17 protein-coding genes are annotated in these 17,839 nt (G+C 61.5%); 5 read left to right on the forward strand and 12 right to left on the reverse strand.

The window, feature by feature from the left end; all coding sequences use genetic code 11:
• Nucleotides 1-125: 125 nt before the first annotated feature.
• From metC to CFE47_RS04470, 6 genes are read right to left on the reverse strand one after another with little or no spacing between them, the layout of a single operon-like run.
• The gene (gene metC / locus CFE47_RS04445; protein ID WP_286835652.1) at nt 126-2,822 is read right to left on the reverse strand and encodes a cystathionine beta-lyase; all 2,697 of its coding nucleotides are present in this window, start codon (nt 2,820-2,822) and stop codon (nt 126-128) included.
• A gap of 37 nt (nt 2,823-2,859) precedes the next feature.
• Nucleotides 2,860-3,456, reverse strand: coding sequence for a cysteine dioxygenase family protein (locus tag CFE47_RS04450; RefSeq protein ID WP_286835653.1), 597 nt, complete (start codon nt 3,454-3,456; stop codon nt 2,860-2,862).
• A gap of 16 nt (nt 3,457-3,472) precedes the next feature.
• Complete coding sequence (locus CFE47_RS04455) at nt 3,473-4,297, reverse strand: amino acid ABC transporter ATP-binding protein (protein ID WP_185709911.1); 825 nt, start codon at nt 4,295-4,297, stop codon at nt 3,473-3,475.
• The gene (locus CFE47_RS04460; RefSeq protein ID WP_185709912.1) at nt 4,284-4,967 is read right to left on the reverse strand and encodes an amino acid ABC transporter permease; all 684 of its coding nucleotides are present in this window, start codon (nt 4,965-4,967) and stop codon (nt 4,284-4,286) included. The genes CFE47_RS04455 and CFE47_RS04460 overlap by 14 nt, the downstream gene beginning before the upstream one ends.
• Complete coding sequence (locus CFE47_RS04465; protein ID WP_286835654.1) at nt 4,957-5,691, reverse strand: amino acid ABC transporter permease; 735 nt, start codon at nt 5,689-5,691, stop codon at nt 4,957-4,959. Before CFE47_RS04465 ends, CFE47_RS04460 begins: the two co-directional genes overlap by 11 nt.
• A 5-nt stretch (nt 5,692-5,696) precedes the next feature.
• The gene (locus CFE47_RS04470) at nt 5,697-6,518 is read right to left on the reverse strand and encodes a transporter substrate-binding domain-containing protein (protein ID WP_286835655.1); all 822 of its coding nucleotides are present in this window, start codon (nt 6,516-6,518) and stop codon (nt 5,697-5,699) included.
• A 219-nt stretch (nt 6,519-6,737) separates the two neighbouring features.
• On the opposite strand from CFE47_RS04470, the gene CFE47_RS04475 reads away from it, so the two are divergent.
• Together CFE47_RS04475 and CFE47_RS04480 are read left to right on the forward strand one after the other, a co-directional pair.
• Complete coding sequence (locus tag CFE47_RS04475) at nt 6,738-7,589, forward strand: LysR substrate-binding domain-containing protein (RefSeq protein WP_185709946.1); 852 nt, start codon at nt 6,738-6,740, stop codon at nt 7,587-7,589.
• Nucleotides 7,590-7,665: 76 nt separating this feature from the next.
• Nucleotides 7,666-8,811: a MalY/PatB family protein gene (locus tag CFE47_RS04480; protein ID WP_286835656.1), complete on the forward strand. Its 1,146-nt coding sequence runs from the start codon at nt 7,666-7,668 to the stop codon at nt 8,809-8,811.
• A gap of 35 nt (nt 8,812-8,846) precedes the next feature.
• Here CFE47_RS04480 and CFE47_RS04485 read toward each other — a convergent pair whose 3' ends face one another.
• The gene (locus CFE47_RS04485) at nt 8,847-9,062 is read right to left on the reverse strand and encodes a TOBE domain-containing protein (RefSeq protein ID WP_003173733.1); all 216 of its coding nucleotides are present in this window, start codon (nt 9,060-9,062) and stop codon (nt 8,847-8,849) included.
• A gap of 315 nt (nt 9,063-9,377) precedes the next feature.
• Between CFE47_RS04485 and CFE47_RS04490 the strand changes: the two genes are divergently transcribed.
• Genes CFE47_RS04490 through CFE47_RS04500 form a run of 3 tightly spaced genes read left to right on the forward strand, consistent with a single transcriptional unit; the run spans nt 9,378 to nt 11,885 of the window.
• A complete protein-coding gene (locus CFE47_RS04490; protein WP_286835657.1) occupies nt 9,378-10,334 on the forward strand; it encodes an aliphatic sulfonate ABC transporter substrate-binding protein in 957 nt (318 codons plus the stop codon).
• Nucleotides 10,335-10,344: 10 nt separating this feature from the next.
• On the forward strand, nt 10,345-11,172 hold the full coding sequence (locus tag CFE47_RS04495; protein ID WP_286835658.1) for an ABC transporter permease: 828 nt from the start codon (nt 10,345-10,347) through the stop codon (nt 11,170-11,172).
• Nucleotides 11,169-11,885, forward strand: coding sequence for an ABC transporter ATP-binding protein (locus CFE47_RS04500; RefSeq protein ID WP_286835659.1), 717 nt, complete (start codon nt 11,169-11,171; stop codon nt 11,883-11,885). The genes CFE47_RS04495 and CFE47_RS04500 overlap by 4 nt, the downstream gene beginning before the upstream one ends.
• A gap of 197 nt (nt 11,886-12,082) precedes the next feature.
• Here the strand turns inward: CFE47_RS04500 and CFE47_RS04505 are convergent, their stop codons facing one another.
• The 5 genes from CFE47_RS04505 to CFE47_RS04525 form a co-directional block, all read right to left on the reverse strand.
• On the reverse strand, nt 12,083-12,985 hold the full coding sequence (locus CFE47_RS04505) for a FecR domain-containing protein (RefSeq protein ID WP_286835660.1): 903 nt from the start codon (nt 12,983-12,985) through the stop codon (nt 12,083-12,085).
• Nucleotides 12,982-13,500 (reverse strand): sigma-70 family RNA polymerase sigma factor, encoded by a 519-nt coding sequence (locus CFE47_RS04510; RefSeq protein WP_185709920.1) that lies wholly within the window; start codon nt 13,498-13,500, stop codon nt 12,982-12,984. The genes CFE47_RS04505 and CFE47_RS04510 overlap by 4 nt, the downstream gene beginning before the upstream one ends.
• 105 nt (nt 13,501-13,605) lie before the next feature.
• The gene (locus CFE47_RS04515) at nt 13,606-15,216 is read right to left on the reverse strand and encodes a GMC family oxidoreductase (protein ID WP_286835661.1); all 1,611 of its coding nucleotides are present in this window, start codon (nt 15,214-15,216) and stop codon (nt 13,606-13,608) included.
• 25 nt (nt 15,217-15,241) lie between these two features.
• Nucleotides 15,242-16,459 (reverse strand): mandelate racemase/muconate lactonizing enzyme family protein, encoded by a 1,218-nt coding sequence (locus CFE47_RS04520; protein ID WP_185709922.1) that lies wholly within the window; start codon nt 16,457-16,459, stop codon nt 15,242-15,244.
• Between the two features lies 1 nt (nt 16,460).
• Nucleotides 16,461-17,771 (reverse strand): MFS transporter, encoded by a 1,311-nt coding sequence (locus tag CFE47_RS04525; RefSeq protein ID WP_286835662.1) that lies wholly within the window; start codon nt 17,769-17,771, stop codon nt 16,461-16,463.
• Nucleotides 17,772-17,839: the final 68 nt, after the last annotated feature.

The raw sequence follows: 17,839 nt of genomic DNA on the forward strand, positions 1-17,839 counted from the left end.
CATGGCTACTCTAGTTATTGAGGTGCACCAAAATAGCTCGTCCTGGATTTAATCCCCAGCGCAATGGCGTTTTTATTACAGAACTTGTCGGTCACGGAACGGCGGCAAAAAGCCCCGCACTATATTTAGCGCCCTGCCTGCGCAAACCCGCGTTGCAAGTCTTCGATCAACGCCGCCACGTCCTCCAACCCGATATGCAAACGCACCACCGGGTTCAACCCCCGATCCGCCGCACGCTCACGGTCCCTGGTATCCGCCACGGTGACCAGGCTTTCATAACCGCCCCATGAAGCGCCCAAGCCGAACAGCTGCAAGCCATCGATCAAGCGTTCAAGGTAGGCCGGGTCAGCGTTATTCAGCTCAAACGACAACAAGCCATTGCTGCCAGAGAAGTCTCGACGCCACAGCGCATGACCTGGGTGATCAGGTAGCGCCGGGTGAAACACACGCTTGACCTGCGGCTGCGCCTGCAACCACTGGGCGACCTCCAGCGCCTGGCGCTCATGCACATCCAGCCGAGCGGCCAACGTACGTGCGCCGCGCAGGATCAGGTAGGCATCGTCAGCGCTCACGGCATTGCCGAAGGTGTCGCTCATGCGCCCCAGCGCCGGCCATGCGCCTTGGGTGGTGGACACGCTGCCCATCATCACATCGCTGTGGCCACCGAGGTATTTGGTCAGGGCCATGATGGAAATGTCAGCCCCCAATGCCAATGGTCGGTACAGGTAACCCGAGCCCCAAGTGTTGTCCACGGCCAGCAGGATGTTGCGCGGTTTGCACAGGGCCGCGATGGCGGGCAAATCACACAGTTCGTAGAGCAGCGAACCGGGCACTTCGGCGTAAACCAGCTTGGTATTCGCCCGCAGTTGCGCCTCCAGGCCTTGGCCATCGGGGGCAAAATAGCTGACTTCAATACCGAACGGCTGCAGGAACTCGCTGGCCAGTTTGCGCACCGGCGAATACACCGCGTCGGTGATCAGCACATGATCGCCAGGGCGCAGGTAGGCCAGGAACACCTGGGCTGCCGCTGCCAGCCCGGTACCGTAGAGACGGCTGCGATAGCCGCCCTCCAGCTCAGTGACCAGATCTTCCAGCGCGTGGGATGTCGGGTTGCCGCGCGCGCCGTACGTGAGCACCCGCTCGCTGTCGCGGCGGGCACGGGCATCGCGCATTTGTGCAAGGTTGTCGAACAGTACGGTGCTGATGCGTGTGATCGGCACGTTGACCGCACGGCCACCCTGGCCCTTTTCGGTCCGTGCCGCGTGGATCAATCGGGTACGCACCCGCGACAGCGGCGCCAGTGGCTTGAGGCTGGCGATTTCCGCCTCGCTCATCTGCGCCAGCAGGCCGATCTCCCACGCCAGGTACTGGCGTGCGGCATCCTTGTTCCCACTGTGACGGTCGTGGGTGAAAAACAGGAAGTCGATGCATTCGGCGTCAGGTGGGTTTTGCCCATCCTCTGCCACAGGCAAACCTGCAGCAACCCACGCCTCGAATCCGCCGTCGAGCAGTGTTGCGTCCAGCCCCTGGGCAGCAAATGCCGCCAACGCAGGATCATCTGCCACCAGCACCAACGGTCGGTTATCGGCCTTCAACCGCGAACGAATCGACCAGCGAGCGCCGGGAATATGCCCCTTGCGAAACGCCATGCTCGGGCGCAGGTCGATCAGGTTAACGGCGTTCACGTCAAAGGCTTTAGGACTGATCAGCGCCAGCGGTTCATACGCCACTGACTGCACCACCGGCAGGGCCAGGCCGCTGGCAATACCGCCGTTCAGCACGTAGGCCTCATGCCCCAATTGGCGCAACCAGCTGGCGACGATGGGCGCACGCACCCCATCGCTGTCCACTAGCACAATGCGCGCCTGACGCACACCAATGTACAGGTCGGTGGATTGGATCAACTGCCCGCCCGGTGTGTGCTGCGCACCCGGCAAACTGCCGAGGGCAAACTCTTCGGCCGTGCGCACGTCGCACAGGAACAGACTGCGTTGCGCATCATCGGCCCATTGGCGCACCTGGTCTGCTGACACATTCACCACCCCTGCCCGCTCAGCCAATTGCCGTGCAGCCTGGCGCTGCAGGGAAAGGTCGGTGCTGACCTGTTCGGCATAACGCCGCGTACTGCCGTGCTCCAGTTTGAAGTCTTCCAGGTACCAGCCCTGGGTGCCGTTTTCCAGCGCGTAGATCGGGTTTTTCAGCCCCAGGTTAATCAGCGTCTGCGCACCGATAATGCTGCGGGTACGCCCGGCGCAGTTGACCACAATGGGCGTCGTCTCATCCGGTACCAAGTCATGCACCCGATAGCCCAACTCACCGTTGGGGCAGCAGATGGAACCGGGGATGGTCATCTTGCGGTATTCGTCGAACGGCCGGCCGTCGAGCACTACCAGCGGCTCACCGCTGGCCTGCCAGTGCGCCAGTTGTCGCGCCGTGACGTGGGGCGTGTGACTGGCCTCTTCCACCAACTCACCAAAGGCCTTGGACGGCACGTGCACCCCAGCGAACAGTTGCAGGCCCGCCGCTTGCCAGCCATCCGCACCGCCTTGCAGGACATGCACATGGCCGTAACCCAACCCCTGCAAACGCGCCAGCACACGTGCCGCCACCTCACCGCCATCCTGGTCATAGATCACCAGGCGTACCTGCGGGTTCGGCGCCAGACGGCGTACATCCAGCTCCAGGCGGCTATAGGGCAGGTTCACCCCATGGAACAGGTGGGCTTCACCGTATTGTCCGTGTTCGCGAACGTCGAATAGCGCAATTTCCTGCCCGTCGAACAGCCATTGCTGCAGTTGACGTGGGGTGATGGTCTGGCTCATGGAAGTCCCAACAGTGTTCAAGAAAGAGTGGCTGCAATCAGGCATAGGCCTTGATCGATGGCGCCATTTGCGAGGCGTTGTAGTTGAGGATGCGGCCGTCCGCCTCCACGCCATAACGACCGTTCAAGGACTCCAGTGGCAAGCCATACAGGTGGAAGTGCAGCGTCGCCTGCTCGCCTTCGACCTTGATGCCGTGCAGGTCTTCACCCAGGAACGAGATGGATGTACCCGGCTGCACGATCACTTCCTTTTCCAGGCTCAAGGCGGTGAAACCAGGCGCCTGGCCTTCATCGCTGCGGGCGTAGACGTAGTTGATTTCCTGGCCCTCCACAGCGCTGATGATTGCCCAGGTCTCGTGGTTGTGGGGGATGGTGCTTTTGCCCGGCAGCAGCGAATTGAGGTACAGCGTTGGGGTATCACCGTCGTCATTCAGGCGATAGCGGAACGCAGTGCTGCCCTGCCCCGGCACTGGCGCGGGGAATGCGTCGAAGTTGAACAGGTCGCGACGTTCCGCCAGGGTTTCCAACAGACCGACAATTTCTTCGAGGGCCGCACGGTCTACGCCGCGCTTGTTGATCACGCGGATCTGCTGCAAGAACGCTTCGATAACGGCGGCACGGTTTTCGGTACTCATCACGGGTTTCCTCTTATCAGACAGACAGGTTGTAACGACCCAAATTGGTCAGCAGGTACGGGTCGTGGGCGATGGGGCCACGGCGCCCCGAATCGCCCAATGCATGACGCAGGAACGTCTGGGTGCGTTCGCTGTTGGGGTTCTGGAAGATCTGCTGCGCGCTGCCATGCTCGACGATCACGCCGTTTTCGGTGAAATACACCACGTCGCTGATCTCTTCGGCGAAGCGCATTTCATGGGTGACCAGCACACAGGTCATGCCCTCTTCGGTGAGTTCGCGGATCACCGTCAGCACTTCGCCAACGGTTTCCGGGTCGAGGGCCGAGGTCACTTCATCGAACAGGATCAGCTCCGGGCGCATCGCCAGGGCGCGGGCAATGGCCACGCGCTGTTGCTGGCCGCCGGAGAGTTGGCCGGGGTACGCATCGGCCTTGTGTTCCATGCGCACCTTGGCGAGCAGCGCTCGTGCATCTTTCTCGGCATCGGCGCGGTTACGCCCGAGCACTTTGCGCGGGGCAATCACCAGGTTTTCCAACACCGACAAGTGCGGGAACAAGTTGTATTGCTGGAACACAAAACCCACACGCTTGCGCAGCTCAATGCGTTGGGCTTCCTGAACCAGTGTGTCGACCTGAGTTTGCCCCACCCGGATACTGCCGCGCTGGGGCTGCAACAGCCCGGTAATGCAACGCAGAATCGTCGATTTGCCCGAGCCTGAAGGGCCGATGATCGACACCGCCTGGCCGCGCTGCACCTCCAGGTCGATGCCCTTGAGCACCGCGTTGGTGCCGAACGACAGCTGCACATCCCGCAAGCTCACCAGAGATTCAGTAGAAGGCATAACGACGCTCCAGGTGTTGGGTGAGACGGGAAATCGGGTAGCAATAGGCAAAGAACAGCACCAGCAAACTCAGGTAGATCGTCACGGTAAACCCGGTGAGGTTCACGGTGTTGCTGGCGATCTGCGCGGTGTCGATCACGTCATGCACACCCACCAGCGAGGCCAGTGCGGTGCCCATGGTCACCACCGCGTAGAGGTTCATCCACGGCGGCAACATGCGTTTGAAGCACTGCGGCAGGATGATCGAGCGGAACAACTGGCCACGGGTAAATGCCAGCGATCGCGCCGCTTCCCACTGGGTGCTGGGGATCGAACCGATGGCACCGCGGAAGATCTCCGCCACGTTGGCACTGGCCGGCAAGGCCAGGCCGATAGTGACCTTGACCCAATCGGGAAACGGCACGTAATGGCTGCCGATATGAATCTCGAACGGGAACACGTAGGTGGTGAAATAAATCAGCACCAGCCAGGGAGCATTGCGAAACACCTGCACCCACAACCGTGCAACAAAGCCCAATGGCGACAACGCCAATGCACCGATCACCAACCCCAATGCCGAACCAATGCCAATCGCCAACAGGCTGATCAGGATGTTCTGGCCAAAACCGGCCACCAGCGCGGGTGACCATTGCAGCAACGCCGACAGCACCGGGAATGAATCAATGGCCATAGCCGGGCATCCTCAGGCGCGCTTCCAGCCAGCGCCCCACACAATTGACGGTAAAGCTCAGCAGGCCGAAAAACGCCAGAATCAGAATCATCAGCTCCAGCACGTTGTCGCTTTGGGTCCAGATCATGATGGCGGCGTAGGTGATATCACCCACTGCAATCGCCGAGGCCACAGCGGTCATCTTCACCAGGTCGATCAGGTTGTTGATCAGCGACGGCAGCGCAAAGCGCAGGGCCAGCGGCAACTGCACATTCCACAGCAACTGCCGACGGCTGAAGGCCAGGGAACTGGCAGCCTCCAGCGTTACCGCCGGCACCGCTTCAATGCCCGCACGCAAGGCTTCGGCATGGAACGCGCCCTTGTGCAGGGAGATCACGATGACCACCCAGGCAAACGGCGTGAGCGGGTTGGCCGCGCCCACCGCTTGGGTCAGCAACATGTTCAGCACCAGGAACGCGCAGTACAGCTGCACCAGGGTCGGGGTATTGCGCGTAACCTCGATAAACACCCGCGCTGGCTTGGCCAGCCACGGGTTGCCCGACGTCAGCATGGCCGCCAGGGAAATCCCCGCTAACAGGCTGCCGACGATGGTGAACACGCACAGCAAGCCAGTGGTCAATGCGCCCTGCACCAGGCTGCCGCGTTGGTAGGCGTCCAGCAAAAAGCTGTAGTTCAACCCAAAACCCGCCGCCCAATGGACGAACAGCTCCAGCAAATGGCTCACAGTGCTCAAGCGCCCTTGAACTGTTTCTGCAATTCCACCAGCGCAGGCGATGCCGGGCTGATGCGGTTGCGAGTCTGGGCGTCGATCAGCCAGCCGCTGCGGTGCAGTTCCTTGACGATGGGGTCGAGTTTGGCCTGGGTGTCGCTTTCGCCACGACGGGTCCAGATCACCGACGGCGCCGGATTGAGTTCCGGGCTGAGGGCGCGGTAGTCCTTCCACTCGGCGCTGTCGTTGATCAACGGATTGATCAGGGTGGCGTCATGTACCGCCGCTACACAGTTGTTGCCACGCAGTGCCAGCAGCGATTCGGAAGAGCTTTTGAAGGCTTTGATCTGCGCGCCGAACTCAGTCAGCGGCTTGACGTAGCTACTGCCCTGGGACGTGCACACGGGCTGGTCCTTGAGGTCTTCCCAGCGCGTGATCTTGCTGTCCTTGAGCACCGCGGCGCTACCGCCGACACGGTAGAACGGCGTGGGCACAAACCCGAGGATCTCACCGCGCTCGGCCGTCCATTCCATGTTGGCAATCAGCAGGTCAACCTTGCCTTGTTGCAGAAACTGCACGCGGTTGGCCGGCAAAACCGGTACCAATTGCACTTCAGCCTTGAGTTGACGGCCCAGCTCATTGGCCAGGTCGACGTTCAAGCCCTTGGGCTTTTGCGTACTCGGATCAATGCTGCCAAACGGTCCGCCAGACAGCAGCACACCGACCACCAGCACGTGGCGTTGCTCGATCTTGTCCAGGGTCGCATCCGCCTGCGCTGCCACACTGCCGCCCAGGGCAATCATCGACCCCAGGGCCACCGGCAACCATTTTTTCAACTTCATTGGACTTCTCCCTGGCTAATGATCGGCGTACCCCGACCTGATGGGGGGCATGCTAGGGAGAGTGGCCAGGCAACGGAAATGCAAAGATCTCATATCGTTATAACTCGACGCATAGAAATACAGAAAAACCCCTGATTTATTGGGCATCGCAAAAACCTTCTTCACCAATACATAAAATTCTGTAATGTTTAACTTCACACCCTTGATATAAAAATGCCCATGTCCACCCTCGATCTCGAATTGCTGCGCACCTTCATCGCCGTGGTCGACCACCACAGCTTCGCCGAAGCCGGCACGCACCTGGCGCGCACGCAATCGTCGGTGACCCAGCACATGCAACGCCTGGAACAGCAGGTGGGCGTCAGCCTGTTCGAAAAGCGCGGCCGGCAAAAACAGCTCACCGAGCCCGGCCTGCAATTGCTGCGGCACGCGCGCCAGATGCTTTCGCTGAACGACGACGCATTGAACTCGCTGCGCGAAAGCAGCCTGAGCGGTGTGCTGCGCATCGGCTCGCCCCACGACATTGCGGACACCATCCTGCCGCCGATCCTCAGCCATATCGCCCGCTCCGCACCGCGCCTGCGCCTGGAGATCGACGTGGGCCGCAGCCCGTTCCTGATGGATGACCTGCACCGGGGCAAGGTGGACATGGTGATCTCCACCCGCTCCGACCCAAACCTTGAAGGCTTTGCCCTGCGTACCTCACCGGTGTGGTGGATCTGCTCGGCGCAGTACATTCACTCACCCAGCGAGCCGTTGCCGCTGATTCTGGTGGATGAGCCCAGCATCTACCGGCGCTATGCGCTGGAAGCGCTGGAGCGCGCGAACATCCCTTGGCGGCAGGCGTATTTGGCCTCCAACTTGATCGGCATCAAGGCCGCCACCCGTGCGGGGCTGGGCGTGACCCCACGCAGCATGGAGATGCTCGGACCCGACATGCGCGTTCTCGGCGAAACGGATGGGCTGCCGAGGTTGCCGGACGTCACGTATTACCTGTGGATTCGGCCGAATACGGCAAACCCGATTGCACGCAAAGCCTACGACCTGATCAGGGGCAGCCAGGGTTTGTAAGCCGGCTCCCACAGACCGGCCAATGGCGCTAGAATCAGCGCCATTCTTGCGCCCGCCTCCCTGACACGAGCCCACCATGAGCTTTGATTTCGACACGATCCACCCTCGCCTCGGTACCGGCAGCACCAAGTGGAACCGTTACCCGCCCGACGTGTTGCCGATGTGGATCGCCGACATGGATATCGCCGCGCCGCCCGCCGTATTGCAGGCCCTGCGCGAGCGCCTCGACCAACAGATTCTCGGCTACAGCGTGGCCGGCCCGGATGTGCGCGACGCCATCGTTGCCGACCTGTGGAACAAATACGCTTGGCGTGTGCAACCGGAGGACCTGCTGTTCCTGCCGGGCGTCGAGCCCGGCTTCAACATGGCGCTGCATGCCTTCGTGCAACCGGGCCAGCCTGTGGTGCTGCAAACCCCCAACTACCGGCCGATCCGCCTGGCACCCGGGCACTGGAACCTGCCGAAGATCGAAGTACCGTTCGAGTTGCTCAACGGTGAATACCTGACCCCGCTGCCCGCCCTGCGTGATGCACTGGCCGGCGCTGGCGCGTTCTTGCTGAGCAACCCGCACAACCCCATGGGCAAAGTCTTCCCCCGTGAAGAATTGCTGGCCGTGGCCAACGCTTGCCTGGAACAGGGCACGCTGATCATCAGCGACGAAATCCACGCCGAGCTGTGCTTCGACGGTCGTCGCCACATTCCCACCGCCAGCCTCAGCGCTGAGATCGCCCAGCGCACCATCACGCTGATGTCGGCCAGCAAGGCCTACAACGTCGCCGGCTTGAAGACCTGCTTTGCCGTGATCCAGAACGCCGAGATCCGCGAACGTTTCAACAACGCGCGCTGCGGCATGGTCGACAGCGTCAGCCCCCTGGGCCTGGAGGCCACCCGCGCCGCCTACAGCCAATGCGGTGAGTGGCTGGACGCGTTGAAGCACTACCTGCAAGCCAACCGCGACTACCTGCTCGAAGCCGTGCAAACCCGCCTGCCTGGCGTGGTGATGCACGCGCCCCAAGGCACCTTCCTGGCATGGCTGGATTGCAGCGCCCTGGGCCTGGATGACCCGCAGCAGTTCTTCCTGGAGCAGGCCAAGGTCGGCTTGAGCGCGGGCATTGAGTTCGGCGATGACAGCCAGCAGTTCGTGCGTTTGAACTTCGGCTGCCCACGGGCGTTGCTGGAGGAAGGGTTGCAGCGCATGGAGCGCGCGCTGCACACGCGCTGAGGGAACGTTCCCCCCGCGCAATGCGGGGGGATCAGTTACAGCTTGGCGATGGACACTTCGGTGGACTTCACAAAGGCAATCACTTCACTGCCCACTTTCAATTCCAGGTCACGCACCGAACGAGTGGTGATCACCGAGGTGACGATGCCGGACGCGGTTTGCACGTCGATTTCGGACACCACTTCGCCCAGCAGGATTTCCTTGATAACGCCCTTGAACTGGTTGCGCACGTTGATCGCTTTAATGGTCATGTCGGCTTTCCTTTTGGCTGTTGGGTCAATCCGCACGAATGCGCAGGCCCTCAAGATGCAACAGCGCAGAAAAACTTAAAAGGAATATATAACTCTTTATTTATTCGATATAGATATATGCGTACTGTTGCCCTGCCAACAGCGTTTCAACAATCTGCCCCTCCCACTACAGCGCTATACCGGCTAAACCCCGTAAATACGCCTCCGAACCTGCTGGCACAGAGACTGCATATTCCTGAAAAGCATGATGGAACATGCCGACTAATTTTCTGAATATAAGAAAAGCCTTCTCTCAACGCCTTCCGGAGCAGTTCCATGAAACCCATCACCCAACGCTTACTGGGCGCCTTCGCCCTCGCCCTGTGCCTGCAACCGCAGGCCTTTGCCGCCGAGACCGATCCCGCGCAGGTCAACCTCGACTACGCCTACTACTCGCCCGTAAGCCTGGTGCTCAAGCACTTCGGCTGGCTGGAGCAGGCCTTGCCAAACTCCAAGGTGGGCTGGGTACTGAGCCAGGGCAGCAACCGGTCCCTGGAGTACCTCAATAGCGGCGGCGTGGACTTTGCGTCTTCCGCCAGCCTGTCTGCGGTGTTGAGCCGCGCCAACGGCAGCCCGATCAAATCGGTGTACGTGTACAGCCGCGCCGAATGGACTGCCCTGGTGGTGCGCAAGGACTCACCGCTAAAAAGCGTCACCGACCTAAAGGGCAAGAAAATCGCCGCCACCAAAGGCACCGACCCGTACCTGTTCACCCTGCGCAGCCTGCAAAAAGCCGGGCTGAAAAAGGACGATGTAGAGCTGGTGCACCTGCAACACCCGGACGGCCGCACCGCCCTGGAAAAAGGCGATGTTGACGCCTGGGCCGGTCTCGACCCGCACATGGCCGCCAGTGAAATCCAGGCCGGTTCGCGCTTGCTGTACCGCAACAAGGACTTCAACAGCTATGGCGTAGTCAGCGTTACCGAAAAGTTTGCCAAGGAGCACCCACAGACCATCACCAAAGTGCTCGGCGCCTACGAAAAAGCCCGCGACTGGGCGGTGAAGCACCCGGATGAGTTCGCCAAGCTGCTGGCCGATGAGTCGGGCCTGCCATTGGAAGTGGCCAAGCTGCAACTGTCGCGTACCGACTTGAGCACACCGTTCCTGAGCAGCAAGGACGTGGTGTCGTCCAAGGCCGCTGCGCCGATTCTGGTGTCGGAGGAGCTGGTACGTCGCGGGGTGAATGTGGACCAGGTGATCGACCAGTTGATCGACACCTCGTTCGGTCAATAAGGGGCGCGTGATGACCAGCAAAACCCAAGCATTGCCCTTGGCAGCGCCGCCGGTGATCAACCGCAGTGCCTGGCCTCGCCGACTCAAGGGCCTGGTGTTGCCGGCGCTGATCCTGCTGATCCTCGAAGGGGTGGTGCGGGTCGGCTGGTTGCCGTCGTACCAGATGCCGGCGCCCAGCGAAATCGCCGTGACCCTGACGCAACTGGCCGAGGGCGCGTTGTGGAAACACATCAGCGCCAGCCTCGGCCGGGTGCTGCTCGGTTTTGCCATCGGCGCCAGCCTGGCCCTGGTGTTTGCCGCCTGGGTGGGCTTGAGCCGTGAAGCCGAGGCTTACCTGGAACCGACATTCGCCGGGTTGCGCTCGATCCCGAGCCTGGCCTGGGTGCCGCTGTTGCTGTTATGGCTGGGGATCGATGAAACCTCGAAGATCGTGCTGATCGCGATTGGCGCGTTCTTCCCGGTGTACCTCAATGGCGTCGCGGCCATCCGCGACATCGACCGCAAGCTGGTGGAAGTCGGGCAAATGTATGGCTTTAGTCGACGCCGATTGGTACGCCGCATCCTCCTGCCCGCCGCCCTGCCCGGCTTGTTCACCGGCTTGCGCAGCGGCTTGAGCCTGGCGTGGATGTTCTTGGTGGCCGCCGAGCTGATCGCGGCCACCAAGGGGCTGGGCTACCTGCTCAGCGATGGGCGCGAAACCTCGCGCCCGGACATCGTGCTGGCGGCAATCATCGTATTGGCGTTGTTGGGCAAGGTCAGCGATGGCCTGCTCGCGGCGCTGGAAAAACGCTGCCTGGCCTGGCGCGATACCTTCAACGGTCAAGGGACGCAGCAGTGACTACATCATCGTTATTGGATATTCGCGTGGCGCGAAAAAGCTTCGCTGACACCGTGGTGCTGAAAGACGTGCGACTGGCCCTGCAGCCTCGCGAAGCCGTAAGCCTGCTGGGGCCAAGCGGCTGCGGCAAAAGTACGCTGTTGCGCATCGTCGCCGGGTTGGAAAAAGACTTCGAAGGTGAACTGCGCAGCCCGGATGGCGAAGTCGCCTTTGTGTTCCAGGAGCCCCGTCTGATGCCTTGGCTCACGGTGGAGCAGAACATCGGATTCAGCGACGACAACCGCTACGACAAGGCCTGGGTCACGCAATTGATCGAGGAAGTCGGCCTTAAGGGTTTTGCACAGGCGCTGCCCAAGGCACTGTCCGGCGGCATGGCGCAACGGGTGGCCATCGCCCGTGGCCTGTATTCACGCCCACAGGTCTTGCTGTTGGATGAGCCATTCAGCGCGGTGGATGCGTTTACCCGCATGAAGCTGCAAGACTTGCTGCTGCAACTGGCCGAGCACCACGCCATCGCGTTGCTGCTGGTGACCCACGATGTCGACGAGGCGCTGTACCTGAGTGATCGAGTGCTGGTGATGGACAACCGGCCGAGCAGCATTCGCCAGGAATTGACAGTGGACTTGCCGCACCCGAGGGACCGGCGTGATCCGCTGCTGGCGCAGTTGAAAGCGTTGTCCCTGACAGAGTTGCAGCGGGCGCATGTGATCTGAAAACCGCTCTAAAATGGTAATAGTGGCGACATAGCTTTTGTAGTGAGCGGGCTTGTCCCGCGCTGGGCTGCGAAGCGGCCCTAATTCGGCAGACGCATCCCTCCAGGAAGAACCTGGTTGCCCGATTTTGGGGCTGCTTCGCAGCCCAGCGCGGGACAAGCCCGCTCACTACAGAGCACCGTTGGGCATGCAATCTCTTAACTGAGGGTGACCCAATAGCGGGTTCGCGCCTGCACCTCGAACCCCAAGGTCGAGGCCAGCAGGTTGAGGATGCGATCCGTATCATCCAGCCGAAAACTACCGGTAACCCGCAAACCTTCCAGCCGTGGGTCCCAGCGCAACACGCCGGGACGATACCGTTCCAGCTCACGCAAAAAATCCCCCAGCGGCTGGTTTTGCGCCGTCAGCACGCCGTCGCGCCAACCCAGCTGTGACACGTCAAACGGTGCCGAGCCCCCCAGGCCGCTTGCGTTCAGGGGCGCTTGCTGGCCGCCTTGCAAGGTCGCGAGCTGGCCGTTCAGGTCACGCACCTGCACCGCCCCCTTGAGCACCGACACCAGGCAGCCGGAAGCCAGTTGCCGCACGCACACTTGCGCCTGGCTGACGCTGAGTTCGCCATAGCGCGTGTGCACCGTCATTGCTGCCACGCCCGGCACATTCAGCGCCAACTCCCCGTCCACCAGGCTGATACGCCGTTGCGCCACGTCGACGGCGGTCGCCGTATTGAGCTGCAAGCTGGCACCGTCAGCCAACGCCAGGCGCTTACGCTCGCCGGTCGCCGTATGCAGGTCGGCACGCCATGTCTCGATAGGCAATTGGCGGCTGATCAACCACGCCGTTGGCACCAAGGCTGCCAACCCTAACGCACGCTTGAGCACGGCGCGCCGTCCCGGTTGCGGGCGGTCGAGGCTGGCCATGGCCAAGGCCTGGGGCAAGTCGCTGAACCGTTGGCGCAGGGTTTGGGCTTTCTGCCAGGTTTGTTCGTGCTGGGGGTGGCTGTCACGCCAGTGCTGCAACGCCACGTGATCGCGCTCGGTGGCTGCGCCAGACTCCAGCAACGCCAGCCATTGCGCCGCCGCGCGCGCAACGTCGCGGCTCACAGGTCCACCAGCAAGCAATGCTCGTAAGCCTGGGCCATGTAGCGCTTCACGGTGCGCTCGGAGACGTCAAGGCGCTCGGCAATCTCGCGATAGCCCAGGCCTTCCAGTTGGCTCCACAGAAATGCGCGACGCACCAACACAGGCAAGCCATCGAGCAACTCATCCAGGGCTTGCAGGGTTTCCAGCAACAACCAGCGCTGTTCGGGCGACGGCACACAGGTTTCAGGCAGTGTGGCCAAGGCGCTCAGATAGGCTTGCTCCAGGCTGCGCCGCTGATGAAAGTTGATCAGCAGGCGCTTGCCAACCGTCACCAGATACGCACGCGGCTCCTGCATCTGCGCAATCGGCTGGGCGCTGGCGAGTACCCGCAAGAACGTATCCTGACTCAGGTCCGCCGCATCCCAGGCATTGCCCAGGCGTCGACGCAGCCAGCTTTCCAGCCAACTGCGGTGGTCACGGTAGAGACTCGACAAAGTCAGTTCGGGGGCGTGGGTCGGGGCAACAGCATCATTCATGGCAAGCGACCTGCACGGCGCGAGTGAGTCTCAAATGAGATTCATTCTATTTAATATCGCGCCGGTGCACCATGATCTTTTCAACGTTGTGTTTATTGGGCGGCCTCAAGCATCCTGCAATATCAGGTCCGCGCCCTTCTCCGCCACCATCAACACCGCCGCATGGGTATTGCCCGAGGTCACGTTCGGGAAGATCGACGCATCGACAATGCGCAACCCGTCCAGCCCGTGCACCTTCAAGCGCTTGTCCACCACCGACACCAGCGGGTCCGAGCCCATGGCGCAGGAGCCGCACAGGTGGTAGATAGAGCCGCTGTTTTCGCGGAAATACTGCAGCATCTGCTCGTCGGTCTGTACCGCGTTGCCGGGCAACACTTCGGCCACGGTGATGCCCTTGAGCGCCGGTGCCTGCATGATCTTGCGCATCAACCGGCTGCCCTGGATCACCTCGTCGATGTCCTTCTGGGTGCTCAGGTAATTGGGGTCGATCAACGCCGCGTCCCGTGGGTTTTTCGAGGCGATACGGATGGTACCGCGGCTGGTGGGACGGCACGGGTTGAAGCACAGCAGGAAGCCGGAATACGGCTCGGGCTTGAGGCTGGCCTTGTTGTTTTTCGGGATCTGGTACGACAGTGGGTTGAAGTACAGCTGCAGGTTCGGGTCCTTCTGCTCATCATTGCCGCGAAAGAAACCACCGGCCTGGTTCACGCTCATGGCCAGCGCGCCCTTGCGAGTCAGCAGGTACTTGAGGCCCAGTTTCAATTGGCCGAACAGCGAGCTGAGTTCGTCGTTCAACGTGGGGATATTGGCCTTGTAGTAGTAGCTTGCGCACAGGTGGTCTTGCAGGTTCTGCCCCACCGCCGGCAAATGCTTTACCAGCGGGATACTGTGCTCGGCCAACAATTGCTGGTCGGCCACGCCGGACAGTTGCAGGATCTTCGGCGTGTCCACCGCGCCGGCACACAGGATCACTTCCTTGCGCGCCGTGAAGGTGCGGACCACACCGTGCTGAGTCACCGCAATCCCGGTGGCGCGTTGGTGCTCGTCGAACAGCACGCGGTCCACCAGGGCATGCAGCTCCACGGTGAGGTTCTTGCGGCCCAGCGCCGGGTGCAGGTGCGCAAAGCTGCTGGAGCTGCGCTCGCCATTGCGGGTGTTGACGTCATACAGGCCCGCGCCTTCGAAGTTCGGGCCGTTGAAATCATCGCTGTGGGCATAGCCCAGTTGCTCGCAGCCCTTGAGGAACACATCGCAGATCGGGTGGGTTTGGCCCTTCATCGGCGTGATGCTGATGGGGCCGCTGCTGCCGTGGTACTCGGTATCGCCCAGCGGGTGATTTTCCAGCTTACGGAAGTACGGCAAGACGTCTTTGAAGCCCCAGCCGTCGTTGCCATTGGCCGCCCAATCATTGAAGTCATGGGCTTGGCCACGCACGTAGATCATTGCGTTGATTGAGCCCGAGCCGCCCTGCACTTTGCCCCGTGGGGCATAGATGGCGCGGTCGGCCAGCTGCTTTTGCGGCTGGCTGTAGTACATCCAGTTGAAGGTCGGGTTGTAATACATCTTGGCGAAACCGACCGGGATCTTGAACCACCAGGAGCTGTCCTTGCCGCCGGCTTCCAGCAGCAACACGGAGTATTCGCCCGAGGCGGACAGCCGGTTGGCCAGGACGCAGCCGGCAGCGCCAGCGCCGGCGATGATGTAGTCATATGTCATTCACGGTTACCGCTTAAGTCGTTTTTTAGCCCTTGGCGGGCGAAGTGTCTTTCACGTCAGCTGGAGCAGGCGCCATTTGCAGGTGCAAGCGTTCGCCGGTGTACGGCGTGTGCTTGCGCACCACGTCCATGTTCAGTTCCACCCCCAGGCCCGGCTCGGTGGACGGAATGATGTAGCCGTCCTCCCATTGCAGCGGCTTGGTCAGCACTTCAGCGTGGAAACCACCCCAGGTCATGATGCTTTCCTGGATCAGGAAGTTCGGCGTGCAGGTCGCCAGTTGGAAACTTGCCGCCGCGCCAATCGGCCCGTTGTACAAGTGCGGCGCGATCTGCGCGTAGTAGGCCTCGGCCATGCTCGCGATCTTCTTGGCTTCCAGCAGCCCGCCGCAGCGCGCCACGTTCATTTGCAGGATCGACGCACCGCCGGCTTGCAGCAGCTTGAAAAACTCATACTTGGTGGTCAGCCGCTCGCCGGTGGCAATCGGGATGCTGGTCTTGGCTGCAACCTGGGCCATGGCGTCTTCCTGGCCCGGTGGTACGGGTTCCTCGAACCACAGCGGGTCGTATTTTTCCAGGCGCTTGGCCAGGCGGATTGCCGAGGACGGCACCATCTGCCCATGAGTGCCGAACAGCAGGTCGCACTTGTCGCCCACCGCTTCGCGGATCTTGCGGCAGAAGGTCTCGCAGCGTTCCAGCACTTCCAGGGAAATCTGGTGGCCGGAATACGCGGTGTACGGGCCTGCCGGGTCGAACTTCACGGCAGTGAAGCCCTTGTTCATGTTCTCGATGGCGCACTCGGCGGCCAGGTCCGGGTCGTCGTAGTCGTACTCGCCTTTGCTGTTGACCGGGTACAGGTAGGTGTAGGAGCGCAGGCGCTCGTTGACCTTGCCACCCAGCAACTCGTAGACCGGCTTGTTGGCGGCCTTGCCGATGATGTCCCAGCACGCCATTTCCAGGCCGCTGACCACGCCCATCATGGTCAGGTCCGGACGCTGGGTGAAACCGCTGGAATACGCCTGGCGGAAGAAGCGCTCGATATGGTGCGGGTCGTGGTTGAGCAGGTAGCGCTCGAACACGTCCTCAATGATCGGCAGCATGGCCTTGGGGCCGAAGGTGGCGGCGTAGATCTCGCCGACGCCTTCGATGCCGCAGTCGGTCTTGAGTTTGACGAACAGCCAGTACATGCCACCGATATGCGGCGGTGGAACGGCAACGATATGGGTTTCAAGGGCGACGATTTTCATCTCAGGCACCGGTCTGGTTGAATTTTTTACGGTTGATTCGGGCGCGCAGGGTCAGGGCCGCAAGGGTGCCGAGCACGCCGATGAAGGCGATGTAGCCGAAATACAGGTTGTAACCGGCCTTGCCTGGGTAGGTGTCGGTCAAGTAGCCGTTGATCAGCGGGATAAAGGTGTCCGGCAGGTAACCCACCACCGAGACAATGCCGATGGCCAGGCCGGTGATGCGCAGCGGGATGTCACAGCTGTCGAGGATCGCCCAGTACAGGCCACGAATCGCGTAGGTCATCAGGCCGATAAAGATCACCGTGCCGATCAGCAGGCCCAGGCTGTTGAGCGCCGGGAACACGATCAGTCCCACCATCGCCAGGGTCACCAGCACCAACGCCACGATCAGCACCGAGATGTTCGAGAACTTGTCCCCCAACCAGCCCCCACCGATGCCGCCGATGGGGCGCATCCACAGTTTGATGGTGGTAATGGTGCCGGCCATCACAGCGGTCATGCCGCTGCCTTGCAGGTAGTCGGAGAAGCTGTAGGTGGCCCAGAACATGTGGTAACCACAGAACACGATGGCGGTCACCAGCCACAGCTCAGGGATTTTCACCAGGGTGGTCAGGTCGGCGAGCAGGTTGAACTTGCCCTTCTCTACCGCAGCGGTGTCGGCCATGGACTTGGGATCCTTGAGCAGCACCAGCACACAGCCGATGGCAATACACACGAAGGAATACAGGTACACGACGTGCTTGAAGCCCTGCGCCGCTGTCTGGCTGCGGGTTTCGGTGGCGTAGGCGAACAAACCCAGCGCCACGGTGGCGAGCAAGGCTTCCACCAACCCACGGCCGCCGTCGAGGATGCCGAAGAAACGGCCCTGTTCAGTGTGATGGGCAATCATCTTCACGCGCTTGAGCACCGAGGCCCAGAACGTCAGGCCGGTGGTCAGGCCCCAGCAACCGAAGATGATCATCAGGCCGGTCATCGACGGCACGCTGGCATACCACAGGCCCAGTGCGCCGGTGGCGACCAGGGAGAAAAAGATCAAGAAGCGTGGCGGCAAACGGTCGGCCAGCCAACCGCTGGGCAAGTAACTGAGCAAGAAGATCGTGCCGAGCATGGAGTACAGGTAGCCCAGCTCGCTGTGGTTGATGTGGAACACCTCCAGCATGGTGGTCTGGTAGACCTGGCGCAGGTAAAGGATCGGGTAGATCGCCCCGGCGGCCAGCACCAGCAACAGCAATTGGAAGTAGCGACTGGCTTTGTCGCTGTTTGCCGCGGGCACGGCAACGGAAACCTGGGCAACGGGTGCAGGCTTGGACATCGTGTGGACCTCAGGCACCCGATGCGCGGGTGCCCTGATAATTGTTTTTATTGAAGGTGCAGCAAGTG

This window comes from Pseudomonas sp. PGPPP1, from assembly GCF_002255865.1.
Classification (GTDB): Bacteria; Pseudomonadota; Gammaproteobacteria; order Pseudomonadales; family Pseudomonadaceae; genus Aquipseudomonas; species Aquipseudomonas cremoris.

Bases quoted from the DNA above. Each gene is read 5' to 3' on its own strand.
- metC (WP_286835652.1), bottom strand. From the start codon at position 2,822: ATGAGCCAGACCATCACCCCACGTCAACTGCAGCAATGGCTGTTCGAC.
- CFE47_RS04450 (WP_286835653.1), bottom strand. From the start codon at position 3,456: ATGAGTACCGAAAACCGTGCCGCCGTTATCGAAGCGTTCTTGCAGCAG.
- CFE47_RS04455 (WP_185709911.1), bottom strand. From the start codon at position 4,297: ATGCCTTCTACTGAATCTCTGGTGAGCTTGCGGGATGTGCAGCTGTCG.
- CFE47_RS04460 (WP_185709912.1), bottom strand. From the start codon at position 4,967: ATGGCCATTGATTCATTCCCGGTGCTGTCGGCGTTGCTGCAATGGTCA.
- CFE47_RS04470 (WP_286835655.1), bottom strand. From the start codon at position 6,518: ATGAAGTTGAAAAAATGGTTGCCGGTGGCCCTGGGGTCGATGATTGCC.
- CFE47_RS04475 (WP_185709946.1), top strand. From the start codon at position 6,738: ATGTCCACCCTCGATCTCGAATTGCTGCGCACCTTCATCGCCGTGGTC.
- CFE47_RS04480 (WP_286835656.1), top strand. From the start codon at position 7,666: ATGAGCTTTGATTTCGACACGATCCACCCTCGCCTCGGTACCGGCAGC.
- CFE47_RS04485 (WP_003173733.1), bottom strand. From the start codon at position 9,062: ATGACCATTAAAGCGATCAACGTGCGCAACCAGTTCAAGGGCGTTATC.
- CFE47_RS04490 (WP_286835657.1), top strand. From the start codon at position 9,378: ATGAAACCCATCACCCAACGCTTACTGGGCGCCTTCGCCCTCGCCCTG.
- CFE47_RS04495 (WP_286835658.1), top strand. From the start codon at position 10,345: ATGACCAGCAAAACCCAAGCATTGCCCTTGGCAGCGCCGCCGGTGATC.
- CFE47_RS04510 (WP_185709920.1), bottom strand. From the start codon at position 13,500: ATGAATGATGCTGTTGCCCCGACCCACGCCCCCGAACTGACTTTGTCG.
- CFE47_RS04515 (WP_286835661.1), bottom strand. From the start codon at position 15,216: ATGACATATGACTACATCATCGCCGGCGCTGGCGCTGCCGGCTGCGTC.
- CFE47_RS04520 (WP_185709922.1), bottom strand. From the start codon at position 16,459: ATGAAAATCGTCGCCCTTGAAACCCATATCGTTGCCGTTCCACCGCCG.
- CFE47_RS04525 (WP_286835662.1), bottom strand. From the start codon at position 17,771: ATGTCCAAGCCTGCACCCGTTGCCCAGGTTTCCGTTGCCGTGCCCGCG.